The following is a 15,733-nucleotide window of genomic DNA, read 5'->3' as shown; positions in this document are numbered from 1 at the left end:
TAACTTACTTTATGTAAGTATAATATAATATATGCTTACTTTTGTAAAGTATTTATCGAAAAAATTTTTCCGCACCCGATTTTGGTGCCTTACTACATAGAATAGCGGCTTAAGGAAAAATTATGACTATATCTTAAGTATGAAGGAGAAAAATAACGTGGCTGATCATAAAAACAATAAAGAAGAAGAGAACTTGGAAAAGCCTTATATTGAAGAAACAATGCCTCATCAAGCGAGTTCGCCGTCATTCAAAGGAACAGGAATGAAAATGCAGCCTCCCTTTGTGAATGATTACGGGGTAGTCATAGGTGACAGCAAATACAATTCCGAAAACTCACCGCTCAATAACTGGAGCGAAGATACGGATCCGGAAATCATGGCAGGCGATCAGTGGGTTCACCCGACAAACGATATCGGCTGGAACACGGCAGAAAACCGTGATCTCATCGAGAAGAATGTTAAACCCAAAGGAGCCCCATTTACGCATCCCACAAAAGACACCAGCTTCCGGAAGGATTAAAATGGTGCCTAAAATGGTGCCAGGCACCTCCATTACACAAGTGTGTAATCGAGGTGCCTGGCACTATATAAAAAAAGGCCTCTTTATAGAAATTACTTCAGCAATTTGAAATCATAAGAATAAATAGATTTTCTTTTACCTTTTCCTACTCTTTAAATTTTATGTCTCAATGGAGTATTGATTTGAAGTTTTCTCATTAAATCTTACTGTGTATAAATAATTATTTCTAAAGAACGTTTCCTCATTGTGTCGAACCCCATCTTTCAATATCCTGTGTTAACAGCAGCACTCCGTCCTGACCCGCTCCAGACGCTAGTATGTAATAATGCTTATGTTGGGAAGAAGGTGCCAGGCACCGGCCTTACATATATGTCAAAACGTGGTGCCTGGCACCGGTTGCTTAGTAACTGCGATTTTTGTTATCATCTATATATTGTGAACGTACTGTTTTGGAGGTGGCAAGCTTGTCTCGAATTTCAAAAGACCAGGTAAAACACGTTGCCCATCTGGCCCGTCTTTCTGTCAGCGAAGAAGAAGTGGACATGTTTACGGAGCAGCTGGATGCAATTATCGGTTTTGCCGAAGAACTGAATGAACTGGATACAGAAAACATTGAACCAACAACCCACGTGCTTGAGCTGAAAAACGTGCTGCGCGAAGATACTGTGAAAGAATCGGTAACGCGAGAAGAAGCGTTGAAGAACGCCCCTGATCAAAGGGATGGACAGTTTAAAGTACCGAAGACGTTTTAGAGTAGGAGGCAGCACATGTCATTATTAGAGAAGAAAGTCTCAGAACTGCACAACCTGTTACATAAAAGAGAAGTAAGCGTGACGGATCTTGTTGATGCTTCATATGCCCGAATCGGCCAAGTGGAGGACAAGGTAAAAGCGTTCCTTACGCTGAATGAAGAGCACGCCCGCATACAGGCGAAGGAACTGGATGATGTTCTAGCTGGTTCTCCAGGAGAACGAATCCTTGCAGGCCTTCCGATTGCCTTGAAAGACAATATCTCTACAAAAGGACTCCGCACTACAAGCGGAAGTAAAATCCTTTCCAACTTTGATCCAATCTATGATGCAACAGTGGCCAGCAGGCTTTATGAGGCAGGCGCTATCACGATTGGCAAGCTGAACATGGATGAGTTTGCGATGGGATCTTCCAACGAAAACTCCGGCTACCATGTGACGAAGAACCCATGGAACACAGACTACGTGCCAGGCGGTTCCAGCGGAGGATCTGCAGCAGCTGTTGCAGCGAGCGAAGTATTATTTTCCCTCGGTTCCGATACCGGCGGATCGATCCGCCAGCCAGCGGCATATTGCGGCGTTGTAGGATTGAAGCCGACATACGGACTTGTTTCCCGCTTCGGCCTAATTGCGTTTGCATCTTCCCTTGACCAGATCGGACCGATCACGCGTACGGTGGAAGATAACGCATACCTTTTACAGGCGATTGCCGGACATGATCACATGGACTCCACGTCAGCAAACGTCGATGTACCGGACTACCTGTCAGCCATTACTGGAGACGTTAAAGGACTTCGTATTGCCGTTCCAAAAGAATACCTGGCAGAAGGCGTTGATCCAGCAGTAAAAGAAAAAGTGCTTGAAGCGCTAAAAGTATTAGAAGGACAAGGTGCTGCGTGGGAGGAAGTATCGCTTCCGCATTCCAAATACGCGCTTGCGACCTACTATCTTCTGTCTTCATCAGAAGCATCCGCCAACTTGTCCCGTTTTGACGGCGTACGATACGGGGTGCGTTCGGATAACACCGAGAACCTCTTGGAGCTTTATAAAAACTCCAGAAGCGAAGGCTTTGGGGACGAAGTGAAGCGCCGGATCATGCTCGGAACGTTCGCCCTCAGCTCGGGATACTATGATGCTTACTATAAAAAAGCGCAAAAGGTCCGTACGCTGATCAAAAATGATTTTGAACAAGTGTTTAATAACTTTGATGTCATCATCGGGCCAACGACTCCGACGACTGCGTTTAAAATCGGAGAGAAAACGAACGATCCGTTAACGATGTATGCCAACGATATTTTAACCATTCCTGTAAACCTTGCGGGTGTGCCAGCCATTTCTGTGCCGTGCGGATTCTCAAACGGATTGCCGGTCGGATTGCAGATCATCGGAAAACACTTTGACGAAAGCACGATTTACCGCGTAGCTTCAGTCTTTGAACAGGCGACGGAACACCATAAAGCGAAACCGCAATTGTAGGAGGTGCAGGGATGAGCAAATTTGAAACAGTCATTGGATTAGAAGTCCACGTTGAACTTAAAACCAACTCTAAAGTATTCTGCGGCTGCTCCACCGATTTCGGAGCGCCGTCCAACAGCCATACATGCCCGATCTGCCTTGGACATCCAGGCGTTCTGCCGGTCCTGAATAAACAGGCGGTCGATTTTTCAATGCGTGCGGCGATGGCATTGAACTGCCAAATTAACCGGGAGCAGCATTTTGACCGAAAGAACTATTTTTATCCGGACAATCCGAAAGCATATCAGATTTCCCAGCTTGATAAGCCGATCGGCGAGCACGGCTGGATTGAGATCGAAGTGAACGGCGAAAAGAAAAAAATTGGTATCACACGTCTTCACTTGGAAGAGGATGCAGGAAAACTAACGCATGCTGATGACGGATCGTCTCTTGTGGACTTGAACCGCCAGGGCACGCCGCTGATGGAAATCGTGTCCGAGCCGGATATCCGTACACCGGAAGAAGCGTATGCGTACTTGGAAAAGCTGAAAGCGATCATCCAATACACGGGCGTTTCCGACTGTAAGATGGAAGAGGGATCATTGCGCTGTGACGCCAACATTTCGATCCGTCCTGTGGGGCAAAAGGAATTCGGTACGAAAACCGAGCTTAAGAACCTGAACTCCTTCGCCTTCGTGCAAAAAGGGCTCGAGTATGAAGAGAAGCGCCAGGAAGAAGAGATTCTGGGTGGCGGCGAAATCCTTCAGGAGACCCGTCGTTTTGATGAAAAATCAAATAAAACAATCCTCATGCGTGTAAAGGAAGGATCAGATGACTATCGTTACTTCCCAGATCCGGATCTTGTGAGTCTGAGTGTTTCTGAAGAATGGATCGAGCGTGTCCGCGCTGAGATTCCTGAGCTTCCGGATGCTCGTAAAGCGCGCTATGTATCAGAGTTCGGTCTTCCTGCTTATGACGCAGGCGTTCTGACAGCATCGATCAAAATGGCTGATTTCTTTGAAGAAGGAATGAGGGAGAAAGCGGATCCAAAATTGCTTTCCAACTGGCTCATGGGCGAAGTGAGTGCCTTCTTGAACACAGAGTCCAAAGAAATCGGCGAAACACCATTAACACCGGGCAACCTCGCTAAAATGATCAAGCTCATTGAAGACGGCACGATCTCATCTAAGATCGCGAAGAAAGTCTTTAAAGAGATGATCGAGAACGGCGGCGATCCCCAAACGATTGTTAAGGAAAAAGGCCTCGTGCAGATTTCCGATGAAGGCGCCATCCGTGAGTTTGTTGTGGCTGTCCTTGACCGCAATCCGCAGTCCATCGAGGACTTTAAGAACGGAAAAGACAAGGCCATCGGCTTCTTAGTCGGCCAGGTCATGAAAGAGACCAAAGGAAAAGCAAATCCACCATTGGTTAACAAATTGATCGCAGAAGAATTGAAGAATCGTTAATTGAAAGGCTGTCGGACGTTGTGTCCGGCAGTTTTTTTGTGTACTGGGGTGTGGAATTGAGCGTTAATGAAGATAATTGAGCGGAACGGAAATTAATTGAGCCTAATTAAATATAATTGAGCCAAACTCTTAATTAATTGATCCATTCTCATTATTCAGACTTTTGCACCTCAATAATTAACTTTTGTTGTATACAAAAAACGTCGAAACTTGCGTCCGAAGCTTGTCCGGCTGACTGTGAAATAATGGTATGATTTGAGTAACAGAATCGGGGGTGGAGTTCATGAGAAGAGCCGGTGTTCTTGCTGTTGGATTGCTTTTGACTGTTTTGACGTCTTGCCAGGGGTCCATGCTGGTTGATGGTGAGCTGAAGCTGGACATGCATTCGAAAGGGCATTACCCACGGTCGTACAAGCCGGTTTCTATTGAAAAAACGGAAGATGTTATTCCTTTTAAAGCACATCTGCCAGAGTTCATTCCGTATAAGTACGAGAAACCGAAAATCGTCATTACGGATTGGGGAAAGAAAAAGAAGCTGCAGCTTGAAACGGAGTACGCAAGAAAAGATCAGAAAACCGAGAAGGGATTCATCGCCCTTAAAATTTTTAACCATAAAAATCTGGTGAGTGAACTCATTAAAAATAAAAAATACGAAGATACCCTCGAGCTTGAAGACGGGACAGAAGCCTATTTCGCTTACTTTGGAAATTACGCCGAACTATTTTGGCTGGCAGATGAGGAAGAATACGATCTCCGGCACATGTTTGCCAATGAATACAGTGAAAAACAGGTCAAAAAAGAGCTGTTGAGGATCGCAAATTCGATGAATTAAAAGGAGTACAGCCTATGAAGATGTTTAAAAGCGTTCCATTATTCATCGCCTGTCTGATGTCTTTCCAATTTATTTTGGCAAGTCCTGCTTCTGCCAAGTGGGCTCATGCGTTTGTCGTCTGGGATCATTATTCTTATGTCATCAGTGACGAATACGTGGATCAGGTGGACAAAGAGATCGGACAGGTAACAAAGTACTCAGATCAGGAAGGAACCTATTCCGGCAACTTTTCCAATGAGTATAAAAAGGGCACAAAATATTTCGCCATCCACGGCATCAGCACCGATAAGGCGATAGCCGTTCAAGAACCGGATGGAAAATACAGAAAAGCTGTTAGAGACCATAAGTACAATACAGACAAAGCAGCAAATGTTATGGAACAAATAGCAGCAAATCAGTGGATCAATTTTGTGGTACTAGTGGCTGGGGCAGCTGTCGTCCTCTATTCTTTCAAATCATTAAAAGGTAAATTTAATAGAGAAGAGTGAAATCACAATTATGATGAGACTGACTCAAATTGAGTCAGTCTTATGTTTTTATAAAGGTATTTTTAACTATGTAAATCCTCTATGAAGTTTAGGTAAAACTTAAAGGAAACACCTATAATTCCTTTCTTATTTACGTTAATGTTGGTCAAGAAAGCTAGTTACATTAATTTTTTTAATTAATGGCATCATCATGCTTAATAGGAGGCTTATTATGAACAAAAAAATAATTACGGCTGCATCCGTATTGCTTATTTCGTCAGGTTTAATGGCTTTTCATCCTTTCAATTCTAAAGATACTGAGGCTTTTGCGGTCTCTAGCAGTGCCAAAGCAACCACCACTTCTTCTGCAAATGATAATGGAAAGCAAAATATATCTGACCAGTTTGAGAAAATCAGCAGAGACACAAAATGGCAACAAAAAGAAAAGATTGATCTGCAATTTAATAACTATCATTCACAAGGTATGGTTAAGGTTGGGGACCTTTTTTATATGTCTGCCGTTCAGATTATCGAAAAGCCTGTTAAATATGGCAAGATCGTGGACGGTTATGACCGTTCTCCAGGTAAAGGGATAGGCCACCTTTTTGTGTTTACGAAAGAAGGAAAGCTTGTAAAAGACATCAAACTGGGTGAAGGGAACATGTATCATCCTGGCGGTATCGATTTTGATGGGAAAAATATCTGGGTATCTGTTGCTGAATACCGCCCCAACAGCCATTCCATCGTCTACAAAGTGGATCCTAAAACAAAGGATGCCAAAGAAGCTTTCCGTGTTCAGGATCATATCGGAGGAATGGTACGAGACGGTCAAAGTGGAAAAATTATAGGAAATAGCTGGGGTTCCCGCAAGTTCTATGAGTGGAATGAACAAGGAAAGCAGCTGGCCAAGAAGGAAAATACCAGTCATTTTATTGATTACCAGGACGGTCATTATGCAGGAAACGGAAAAATGATCTTAAGCGGAATAGCTGAGCTGCCTGATCCAGCAAATAGTAATTCCAAGCCTTATGAATTAGGCGGAGTCGCTTTGGTGGACATGAAAACTCTAAATACCATCCACGAAGCACCAATCACTGAATTTTCTCCACAAGGACATGTGATTACTCGGAATCCTGTATTCATGGAAAATGCCGGTCAAGAGCTTCGCCTATATGCTGTTCCTGATGATGACAACGGCTCCTTGCTGGTTTATGAAACAAACAATCTTAATGAGAACTAATTTGTTTAAAAAAAGAGAGACACTATCCTTTCTGTGATGGTGACTCTCTTTTTTTCTCCTTATTTGCAGGAAAACCATCTTGAAACATTGAAAGATGGAACGACTAACATTTTTGAAGGAGTAATAAAAATGGACAGTGAAATAGTAAGGATATTTGATGAGAATATGAAATGTATCGGAAAGAAAACAAGAGGAGAAGTACATATTTCTGGAGATTGGCATGAAACCTTTCATTGCTGGTTTGCGATAGTAGAAAAGAATGAGTGTTATGTACTCTTCCAAAAAAGAGCTGAAGTAAAGAAAGATTACCCTGGCCTTCTGGATATCACTTCTGCTGGACATTTATTGGCAGAAGAGGAAGTTAGGGAAGGAACAAGGGAAGTAGAGGAAGAATTAGGGATATCTATTAAATTTGAGGACCTGATTTCGCTTGGGATCATCAAAGGTGAGATAAAACTAGATCAAATATGGGATCGGGAAATATGTCATGTGTTTTTGTATGAATGCAGGCTATTACCTGAATTTAAACTTCAAGAAGATGAAGTAGATAGCCTTTATAAAATTAGATTAGATGATGTAATGAATCTGTTTGAAGGCACAGTAACTGAAATAACTGCAACGGAAATAAGCAAACAAAATAGCAAAATAGTTAATAAAGCAAGCTTTGTTGGAATGGATTCATACTATGTAAACGTTTTTGAACGGATAAAAAAAAGATTAAATAAAGTAAAAGGCAGCGTATAGCAGGTAAAGGACTGAATAGATCATCTATCCAGTCCTTTTTACGGCTTTCTGCCCTTTATGGAATAGCTCGGACTGTCCTGTTTCTTTTGGTGGACCTTTCCTTTTTTCTGCCCCATCTTCATCATGGAGTTCTCCATCATTTTGGCCTGGTCGGCTTCCTCCTGCAGGGTCATGCCGCGGCCATAGTTGGCGCCGATGTTCAGCTTGCCTTTGAGATCCTTGATGCCCAGGTTGGCGAAGTTGTTGCTCAGTTCGTATTTATCAATTCTTAGAGTTTCGATGTTGATATGTTCAATGACAACAGGGGGTCCATTGTTGTCTTTTTTCATTTCGGAGAGCTCATTCTGCAGCTGTTTTAAATGCAGGTGGATTTCTTCCATATTCTTATCATGATTTGTAAGGGCGTTGAGTATGGTTTTAAAAAAAGGCATAAGCTACCCCACGCTTCCATTCAGCATTATACGTACCGGCTTGTACTTTATTTTATGAATAAAAAAGGAGAACATGTCTGTTTTCTCCCACTCCATGCACAGAAAGGAAGGAAGTTTGATGAATTTTTCATCATCTGAACTGAATCTTGGATTTCTTGACGTTAACAAGATGGGCAACCAATGCAAGCTTTCGTTCGGCCAGACGGTACGAAGCAGGGTGTTCAATACGACGAAAAAAACGCAGTCCTTTGGCGAAAGCAACGGTGATTTTGGACAGCATAACTGCGAAAGATGCCGGGTGAATGACAATGATTTCGTGGATGGACCAACGGAAAACAAGAGGTGCTAATCGATCCGGATGTTTCGTTCGGGTGTGAGATTTCGCATGATCCGAACCTCCAGCACACCGTTAAAAAAACGGGCGGCAGTGCGAGTTTCATTAATTAGTTCAGGAAGCTGGATGGTCCGCTCAAAATGGCCGTTCGCCCGTTCTGCCCGTATGACGGTGGCATCCTTATACGGAGAGTGAAGCACACCCTTGATCGTCAGGTTATTGGCTGCCATCGAAAGGCTGACATCTTCTTTACGGATACCTGGAAGATCAATGACCACTATCCATTCCCGGTTGTTTGTGTAGATATCAACCTTGGGGAAATCCTCTTGAGGCGATGGTGCGTTCTGGTTAGGCTGAAAATGATTGTAACGCGTACGTGATTCCCGCTGTTCATTCACCTGGCCAGCCATCTGCTGTCCCGGTGAACCATCGAAAATGCTGTTCCAAAAATCATTTCCCTGTACCTTTTGCGCAAGCTCCAGCCACTGTTTCAATTTATCGACGTCCATGCATTGCCACCTCCGGTATTCAAGCAAACATAATTACAGGGAACAAACATATATTTAGGGGAAAAGGAGGGAGAAATTAGTGGGTTCACCTTCTATAGTTATAAATATTTTTCTTTTTAAAATTAATTCCTTTGAAAATGCGTCGGCGGTGAATATCGGAGAGAATTACTTGTCTGACTGGCATAACTCCGACAAAAAAAATCAGGGATTCGGCCAAAGTTTTGGGGATGATGCGCGGTTTTTTGGAAATGAAAATTCGGTTGATGACAGAGATGCGGTCGATTCGCCGGTCACACAGTCTTCCTATGGCCGGGAGATTCCTTCGCTAATTGAGAAGATATAAAACGGCAGCAGGAGGTTCACCATGCTCTTTTCACCTATGGTCGTCAACATGCTTGGATTTAAAGTGAACACGATGGACCGGTCAGCTACGCTGAGCTTTGGGCCGATCCAGCAGCTCGACCTGTTCAGCTCCAATAAAATCAACCAGGGATTCGGGGAGGACAACGGTGATCTTACAGTCGTTAACCTGCCGATCATCTGGGTAGCTGATCAGGATGTCATCGATGCACCATCCGTTAAGAACAGTGTGCTTTGATTTTTGAGGGCGTGCGGGCCTGGAGAGCTTGCATGCTTTTTTTTATTTGGTTATTTGGTGCCAGGCACCAGCATTACACAGATGTCAAAAGTCGGTGCCAGGCACCAAAAAAGAACATCAATTCCCCTCCTCTCTTAGCATAATTTGTCTTTTTCTGCCTGAAGTTAAAGGAATCTCCATAGAAGAGGAGAATGTAAGAAGGGGGAATAACGTGGTGTCAGGCACCGCAATAACGACGGCGCCTGACACCACCAAGAAAAGGGGGGATGTTCAATGAACATTACACTCGAAAGAATTACGTTAGAGAAGAAGCCTGTGCTCAGGCAGATGCTTGAGCTGTATCGCTACGACTTCAGTGAATTTGATGGATCAGACCTCAGTAAGGAAGGCCGATACGGATACACTTATCTGGATGCGTACTGGGAGGAAGAGGGCCGTTATCCGTTCTTTATTAAAGCGGGTGAACATTATGCAGGTTTTATCCTGGTCCGCAAAAACCAGGGCATCTACCACATGTCCGAATTCTTCATTCTAAAGAAGTACCGCAAGCAAGGACTCGGGAAAGCGGCGGCATTTACCGTATTTAATCAGTTCCCGGGGGACTGGGACATTGCCCAGATTCCCCAGAACAAACCGGCGCAGGCCTTTTGGACGAGCATCATCCATGATTACACCAACGGCAATTTTACTGATCAGTTTTCAGATAAAGACAATGTGCGTTTTCAAACATTTACGTCAGTCCCGCAACAAATACGAATGAAGGAGGCAACACAATGAATGCGAAGGAACTTTTGCTGAACCAGTTTGAAGCTTTTCATAATAATCACTGGTTTGTTTCACTGGAAAACTCTCTCGTCGGCTTGACCGATGAACAGGCTGCCTGGAAAGAAACGCAGGAAAGCAACTCCATCCGTGAGATCGTCAACCATCTGATCTATTGGAATCAGCGCTACCTGGACCGTTTCACCGGAGAAAGTCCATCTACGGCCAAAGCAGAAAACAATCAAACGTTTGAAGACATGAACGGAGAATGGGACTGGAAGAAGACGGTCGACCGTTTAAAAGAGGTCATGGCCCAGTGGCGTACAGCGATTGAAGAAAGTGAAGAAGAACGCTTTGATGAAGGTGCTTATGAAGACAGGCATGAAGAGTGGGGAAGCGTCATCGCCAACCTTACGATCCATACCGCCTATCATACGGGCCAGATCCTTTACGCACGGAAAAAGCAGGGCAGCTGGAATGTGGAGAACGGCGTCCACTAAAAACGAAACTTTTTACGAAATGTTATCGTATATAGTGTAAATGAAAACATAAGGAGAGTAAGAGGATATGTTAAAACGCTTAGCTTCAGATGCACTCGGATTAAGTGATGTAGGGAGCGTCATCAAACCTGCAGACTATGACAAGGTGGATGCCGACGATTACGTGTTCCATGAAGATAACGAGAAAATCTACTTTCTTATTAAATCGAAAACCGATGAGTACTGCTTTACGAACCGTGCGCTGATCCATTTGGATGGAACGAGCGCGATCAGCAAAAAACGCTTGCTCCACCGATACAGCTACAGCGAGAACACCATTTCCAACGTTTCATTGGAAACCGCAGGAACCGTGGATCTCGACGTTGAAATCAAGTTTGTCATCGGCTCTGTCCCTTTTTCCATCGATGTTCACAAAAAGCATATCGAAGAGCTGAAGGATCTCTACAAGTCTCTTAGCAAAATCGCTGAGATTGCTCACGAGAACGAATTCGCCCTGCAGTATGCCCAGCAGAGCATCAACCTTGCTTCGACCACACTCAGCCGCATCACAAGCAAGGAAGACCAGCTCGTGGATAACTTCAACCAGTTGAACGATGCTGCCTTCACATGGCTCATGGAAAGCAGAAAAGAGTATCATGTAAAAGATTATGGCAATGTTTTTGAGAAGTATATTAATAATTAATAGATCACTAAAGGGGCTGTCCAGAAAGTCGAAAATTGACCTTCAGGCAGCCCCTTTTTGGCTTGAAAAATCTTCAATGAAAAGTTAATTGAAGTGGAAGATGCGAGACTCCTCGAAAATGAACTTCACATTTTCTTCGTGCGATAAAACGCTGCCGGAGCCTTCCTTGTCCTGCGGGACTAGCGTGACAGGTGAGACTCCCGCAGGCGCTAGCGCCAAAAAGTAGGCGTTCACGCCGGTAAGGCTCACCGCACGCCCGCGGAAAGCGAGCAGCCTGGAACGCAACAGCTTACAGACTTCTTGGACACCCCCTTTTCTATGAAAAAAGACATAAAATATTTCAAAAATATGCTTTTTTATTGTCAGAAGTGTGGATCTGATCTCAATGGTTTCGAAAAAACCTATTGACACTCCCTCAATAATTCAATAAAATGAAAACGATATTGATAATCATTTTCAATTAAGTCGCAAAACAGCTTTATATAAATTGATAAATTGTATAAAAGGAGGGTGAATATGTCCAGGCTGTATGCTGAGAATTTGAAGATTGCGTATGGTGAGCGAGACATCGTCAAAAATCTGAACATCTCGATTCCGGATGGGAAAATTACGACGATTATCGGTCCAAACGGCTGCGGAAAATCAACGGTTTTGAAAACGTTGTCGCGTATATTGAATCCGAAATCCGGCGTTGTTTATCTTGATGGTAAAGGCATCAGTAAAGAATCAACGAAGAAAATCGCTCAAAAGATGGCAATTTTGCCGCAGTCTCCAGATTCACCAGAAGGACTTACGGTTGGTGAGCTCGTTTCTTACGGAAGATTTCCTTACCAAAAAGGTCTTGGAAAACTTACGAAAAGAGATTTTGAGGTGATCGACTGGGCTCTTAAGGTTACAGGAATTTATAAGTTTAAGGATCGCCCGGTAGATGCACTCTCAGGCGGCCAACGCCAGCGTGTATGGATTGCAATGGCATTAGCCCAAGAAACAGATATTATTTTGCTGGATGAGCCGACTACATATTTGGATCTGTCACATCAGTTAGAGGTACTCGAGCTGTTAGAGCAGCTGAATCGTGATGAAAAGAGAACCATTGTGATGGTCATTCATGATTTGAATCATGCTGCACGGTTTGCTCACCATATGGTTGCGATGAAAGACGGTGCTATCCTAAAAGAGGGAACTGCTGAAGATGTAATGACACGTCAGGTCCTTCGAAATGTTTTCAATATCGATGCGGAGATTGGTGTGGATCCGAGAACAAGGAAGCCCGTATGTCTAACTTATGATCTCATCAAAAGTGTTCAATTAGTAGAGAACTTGGCGTAATTGATCGCCTTTCTTTTTTACAGTTAATTGAGAATGATTTTTATTTTCAAATATAGGGGGATACAAAATTGAATAAACGTACAAAGAAACTTTTAGTTAGCTTTATGACAATGCTTTTAGTAATTGCACTTGCAGCATGTGGTAATAAATCAGAAGAAAACGCGAGCTCTGGAGAAAAAGATTCAAAAAAAGAAACAAGGATTTATAAAGGCGAAAAAGGTGACGTTGAAGTTCCTGCAAAGCCAAAACGCGTTGCAATGATGGCTGCTACATATGCAGGCAACTTGCTGGAGTTGGGGATTACACCAATAGCAGTAAATGAATATCCGAAACAAAATAAATTTTACGGCAACAAACTGGACAAAGCAGAAGTTGTTACGGCTGATTCTTATGAAAAGCTTCTAGAACTAAATCCTGACCTGATCATTACATATTCTGATGATAAGAACATTAAGAAATATAAAGAAATAGCTCCAACCGTAACCATGACGTACGACAAGTACGACTACTTGGAACAGCATGTTGAAATCGGAAAAATGGTTGGGAAAGAAAAAGAAGCAAAAGCATGGGTAGAAGAGTGGAAGAAAAAAGCTGCAGATGCACGTGAAAAAGTTAAATCCGTTATTGGAGAAGACAAAACGTTTATGGTTATGGAAGCTTACGGTAAAGATATGTATGTCTATGGCAAAAACTGGGGTCGTGGAACAGAAGTCATCTACCAGGCTCTTCAACTAAAAGCGCCTGCGAAATTAGAAAAGGATGTTTTCGGGCCTGGCTGGAAAGCGATCTCTACTGAAGTGATCCCAACATACGCTGGAGACTATATTTTTGTCGGAACAGGTGCAGGCAACCCGGACAACTCATTCATGAAGTCAAATGTATGGAAAGAGCTTCCAGCGGTTAAAAACGGTCATGTGATTAAGTTCGATTCTGAATCATTCTACTTCAATGACCCGATTTCTCTTGAAAAAGAACTGGACTTTATTGTTAACGAGTTAACGAAAAAGAAATAAGAAAGCTTTTATAAAAAGGAAATCCGCCATGTTCAAAACAAAAATCAAGCAGATAAAAGATAATAAAGTGTATTCGAGGCCGGCAGTGGGTACAGCCATTTTACTGATGGGATTCGCTCTTCTGATGGTGAGTATTGGTCTTGCGATTTCAGTTGGTGCCGCTAAGATTAATTTTCTTACCGTATGGAATTCTATATTAAACTATGATCCTGGCAGGGAAGCTGATCGCATTATTGTCAGTCTCCGGTTACCAAGAGAGCTGGGTGCGGCTGTTGTTGGTGCGGCATTTGCTGTCAGCGGGGCAATCATGCAGGGGATGACACGAAATCCCCTTGCAGATCCTGGTTTATTGGGTTTGAACGCTGGTGCAAGCTTAGCTCTTGCTTGTGTGTTTGCTTTCGGTACCGGTGCAAACTATGTAACAGTGATGATTATTTCCTTTATCGGTGCGGGAATTGGTGCAGGACTTGTATTCGGATTAGGCTCCATGAGCAGAGGGGGGCTATCCCCAATCCGAATTACGCTGGCAGGTGCTGCTGTTTCTGCACTGCTTTCTTCGTTAGGAGAAGGCATAGCTCTATACTTTAAGCTTTCTCAAGATCTTGCTTTTTGGACAGCAGGCGGGGTTTCAGGAACAAATTGGACTCAGCTGAAAATCATCGTACCGGTCGTCATAATTGGTATTGTGGTCGCTGTTATGTTTTCAAGGCAGCTAACCATTCTGAGCTTTGGTGAAGAAGTGGCGAGGGGTCTTGGACAGCGTACGCTGGTAACGAAGGCTGTACTGATGACTGTTGTGCTGATCCTTGCTGGTGCGGCAGTATCGCTTGTAGGAGCAATAGCATTTGTCGGTTTGATGGTTCCACACATTGTACGCTTCCTGGTTGGAACGGATTATCGCTGGATCATACCATGCTCGGCAATATTTGGAAGTGTGCTGATGGTTTTGGCAGATACATTGGGCCGAACGGTAAATGCTCCATATGAAACGCCAGTTGGGGCGATCGTTGCTATAGTCGGCGTACCGTTCTTCCTTTACCTTGCGAGAAGGGGAGGAAGAAAACTTTCATGATGAACGCGAGACAGATCAAGAAGATAAGAATGACGACGATTGCAGCGATTGTTTTATTAATAGCCATGTTTATCATCAGTGTCGCTGCAGGATTTGCTTCATTAACTCCTGCAGAGCTCTTTCGGACGATCATCGGCCAAGGTACACCGAGGGAGAACCTTATTTTGTTTGAGTTCAGGCTGCCGCGAATATTTGTTGCTATCCTTGCGGGGATGGGACTCGCGGTGTCTGGTGCTATTCTGCAAAGTATTACAAAAAACCCGCTTTCAGATCCTGGTATCTTGGGTATTAATGCTGGTGCCGGTCTGATGGTCGTTGTCTATATCATGTTCTTTACGGTGGAAACATCGAGTTCCCTGTACATACTGCCTCTTTTTGCATTGGCGGGTGGAATGGCAACAGCAGCTGTCATCTATAGTATGTCTTACATAAAAGGTGAGGGCGTTGAACCAACAAGGCTAGTATTAGTGGGGGTTGGTTTGGCTGCGGCCCTTTATGGCGCGACGTTGACACTGTCGACGCGATTGGATATGGAAGACTACTCGTTCATGGCCAATTGGATGGCCGGCAGAATATGGGGTGATGACTGGACGTTTGTACTGTCATTACTGCCGTGGATTCTGATTCTCATTCCTCTCACGATGTATAAATCCAATGTGCTGAACATGCTGAACTTTCATGAGAATGTTTCAATTGGCGTTGGAGTGAACACGGGCAGAGAACGAATTGTCCTAATCTTGATTGCTGTTTCGCTTGCTTCGGCATCCGTGGCTGTCAGCGGGGGAATTGCCTTTGTTGGGCTTTTGGCTCCTCATATTGCAAGATCACTCGTCGGGCCTCGCCATCAAGCCTTTCTTCCGGTTGCGGCATTGATCGGATCAATCTTGCTTCTTACGGCAGACACCATTGGCCGAGTAATACTGGATCCAAGTGGTATTCCAGCTGGAATTATCGTAACCATTATCGGTGCCCCATATTTCATGTATTTATTGGCGAAAAAATAGTAATAAGAGTATTGAAATAAAAAAGG

The 15,733-nt window shown here is 43.7% G+C and carries 21 protein-coding genes; 18 read left to right on the top strand and 3 right to left on the bottom strand.

The window, feature by feature from the left end; all coding sequences use genetic code 11:
- The first annotated feature begins 157 nt into the window (after window positions 1–157).
- From AR335_RS19970 to AR335_RS19935, 8 genes are all read left to right on the top strand, one after another.
- Complete coding sequence (locus AR335_RS19970) at window positions 158–520, top strand: DUF3905 domain-containing protein (RefSeq protein ID WP_255357610.1); 363 nt, start codon at window positions 158–160, stop codon at window positions 518–520.
- Between the two features lie 464 nt (window positions 521–984).
- On the top strand, window positions 985–1,272 hold the full coding sequence (gene gatC / locus AR335_RS19965; protein ID WP_062239158.1) for an Asp-tRNA(Asn)/Glu-tRNA(Gln) amidotransferase subunit GatC: 288 nt from the start codon (window positions 985–987) through the stop codon (window positions 1,270–1,272).
- Window positions 1,273–1,287: 15 nt separating this feature from the next.
- A complete protein-coding gene (gene gatA, locus AR335_RS19960; RefSeq protein ID WP_062239155.1) occupies window positions 1,288–2,745 on the top strand; it encodes an Asp-tRNA(Asn)/Glu-tRNA(Gln) amidotransferase subunit GatA in 1,458 nt (485 codons plus the stop codon).
- A gap of 11 nt (window positions 2,746–2,756) precedes the next feature.
- Window positions 2,757–4,190 (top strand): Asp-tRNA(Asn)/Glu-tRNA(Gln) amidotransferase subunit GatB, encoded by a 1,434-nt coding sequence (gene gatB / locus AR335_RS19955; RefSeq protein WP_062239152.1) that lies wholly within the window; start codon window positions 2,757–2,759, stop codon window positions 4,188–4,190.
- Between the two features lie 283 nt (window positions 4,191–4,473).
- Window positions 4,474–5,022 carry a hypothetical protein gene (locus AR335_RS19950; protein ID WP_062239149.1) on the top strand — a complete coding sequence of 183 codons (549 nt, stop codon included), beginning with the start codon at window positions 4,474–4,476 and terminating at the stop codon, window positions 5,020–5,022.
- A 14-nt stretch (window positions 5,023–5,036) separates the two neighbouring features.
- Window positions 5,037–5,510: a hypothetical protein gene (locus tag AR335_RS24750; protein ID WP_199805117.1), complete on the top strand. Its 474-nt coding sequence runs from the start codon at window positions 5,037–5,039 to the stop codon at window positions 5,508–5,510.
- 211 nt (window positions 5,511–5,721) lie between these two features.
- Window positions 5,722–6,729, top strand: a complete 1,008-nt coding sequence (locus AR335_RS19940; RefSeq protein WP_082683619.1) for a DUF6454 family protein — start codon at window positions 5,722–5,724, stop codon at window positions 6,727–6,729.
- A gap of 129 nt (window positions 6,730–6,858) precedes the next feature.
- Complete coding sequence (locus AR335_RS19935) at window positions 6,859–7,473, top strand: NUDIX hydrolase (RefSeq protein ID WP_199805116.1); 615 nt, start codon at window positions 6,859–6,861, stop codon at window positions 7,471–7,473.
- A 38-nt stretch (window positions 7,474–7,511) separates the two neighbouring features.
- Here AR335_RS19935 and AR335_RS19930 read toward each other — a convergent pair whose 3' ends face one another.
- Window positions 7,512–7,904 carry a hypothetical protein gene (locus AR335_RS19930; RefSeq protein ID WP_062239143.1) on the bottom strand — a complete coding sequence of 131 codons (393 nt, stop codon included), beginning with the start codon at window positions 7,902–7,904 and terminating at the stop codon, window positions 7,512–7,514.
- Between the two features lie 118 nt (window positions 7,905–8,022).
- Between AR335_RS19930 and AR335_RS19925 the strand changes: the two genes are divergently transcribed.
- Entirely contained in the window at window positions 8,023–8,253 is a 231-nt protein-coding gene (locus tag AR335_RS19925) for a hypothetical protein (protein WP_156419107.1), read from the top strand.
- On the opposite strand, the gene AR335_RS19920 is transcribed toward AR335_RS19925, so the two are convergent.
- Window positions 8,250–8,747, bottom strand: coding sequence for an Hsp20/alpha crystallin family protein (locus tag AR335_RS19920; protein WP_062239137.1), 498 nt, complete (start codon window positions 8,745–8,747; stop codon window positions 8,250–8,252). The two genes, AR335_RS19925 and AR335_RS19920, sit on opposite strands and share 4 nt — an antisense overlap.
- A gap of 79 nt (window positions 8,748–8,826) precedes the next feature.
- Here AR335_RS19920 and AR335_RS19915 point away from each other — a divergent pair, with 79 nt between their 5' ends.
- From AR335_RS19915 to AR335_RS19895, 5 genes are all read left to right on the top strand, one after another.
- On the top strand, window positions 8,827–9,090 hold the full coding sequence (locus AR335_RS19915) for a hypothetical protein (RefSeq protein WP_053355977.1): 264 nt from the start codon (window positions 8,827–8,829) through the stop codon (window positions 9,088–9,090).
- Between the two features lie 21 nt (window positions 9,091–9,111).
- The gene (locus AR335_RS19910) at window positions 9,112–9,345 is read left to right on the top strand and encodes a hypothetical protein (RefSeq protein ID WP_062239134.1); all 234 of its coding nucleotides are present in this window, start codon (window positions 9,112–9,114) and stop codon (window positions 9,343–9,345) included.
- A 273-nt stretch (window positions 9,346–9,618) separates the two neighbouring features.
- Entirely contained in the window at window positions 9,619–10,122 is a 504-nt protein-coding gene (locus tag AR335_RS19905) for a GNAT family N-acetyltransferase (protein WP_062239130.1), read from the top strand.
- A complete protein-coding gene (locus AR335_RS19900) occupies window positions 10,119–10,607 on the top strand; it encodes a DinB family protein (RefSeq protein ID WP_062239127.1) in 489 nt (162 codons plus the stop codon). The genes AR335_RS19905 and AR335_RS19900 overlap by 4 nt, the downstream gene beginning before the upstream one ends.
- A 67-nt stretch (window positions 10,608–10,674) precedes the next feature.
- Window positions 10,675–11,289: a PH domain-containing protein gene (locus tag AR335_RS19895; RefSeq protein ID WP_053355973.1), complete on the top strand. Its 615-nt coding sequence runs from the start codon at window positions 10,675–10,677 to the stop codon at window positions 11,287–11,289.
- A gap of 84 nt (window positions 11,290–11,373) precedes the next feature.
- Here the strand turns inward: AR335_RS19895 and AR335_RS24500 are convergent, their stop codons facing one another.
- On the bottom strand, window positions 11,374–11,574 hold the full coding sequence (locus AR335_RS24500; RefSeq protein WP_156419106.1) for a hypothetical protein: 201 nt from the start codon (window positions 11,572–11,574) through the stop codon (window positions 11,374–11,376).
- Window positions 11,575–11,805: 231 nt separating this feature from the next.
- Between AR335_RS24500 and AR335_RS19885 the strand changes: the two genes are divergently transcribed.
- The 4 genes from AR335_RS19885 to AR335_RS19870 all read left to right on the top strand — a co-directional run bounded on the left by AR335_RS19885 (window position 11,806) and on the right by AR335_RS19870 (window position 15,707).
- Window positions 11,806–12,618, top strand: a complete 813-nt coding sequence (locus tag AR335_RS19885; RefSeq protein WP_062239121.1) for an ABC transporter ATP-binding protein — start codon at window positions 11,806–11,808, stop codon at window positions 12,616–12,618.
- 68 nt (window positions 12,619–12,686) lie between these two features.
- Window positions 12,687–13,631 (top strand): iron-hydroxamate ABC transporter substrate-binding protein, encoded by a 945-nt coding sequence (locus AR335_RS19880; protein ID WP_234293365.1) that lies wholly within the window; start codon window positions 12,687–12,689, stop codon window positions 13,629–13,631.
- 28 nt (window positions 13,632–13,659) lie between these two features.
- On the top strand, window positions 13,660–14,703 hold the full coding sequence (locus tag AR335_RS19875; protein WP_062239118.1) for a FecCD family ABC transporter permease: 1,044 nt from the start codon (window positions 13,660–13,662) through the stop codon (window positions 14,701–14,703).
- Window positions 14,700–15,707 carry a FecCD family ABC transporter permease gene (locus AR335_RS19870; RefSeq protein WP_053355970.1) on the top strand — a complete coding sequence of 336 codons (1,008 nt, stop codon included), beginning with the start codon at window positions 14,700–14,702 and terminating at the stop codon, window positions 15,705–15,707. Before AR335_RS19875 ends, AR335_RS19870 begins: the two co-directional genes overlap by 4 nt.
- Window positions 15,708–15,733: the final 26 nt, after the last annotated feature.

It is taken from the genome of Fictibacillus sp. FJAT-27399 (genome assembly GCF_001510655.1).
Lineage (GTDB): Bacteria > Bacillota > Bacilli > Bacillales > Fictibacillaceae > Fictibacillus_C > Fictibacillus_C marinisediminis.
The sequence above is the reverse complement of the archived record's forward strand: the minus strand, read 5'-3'. Positions and strand labels throughout refer to the sequence as shown.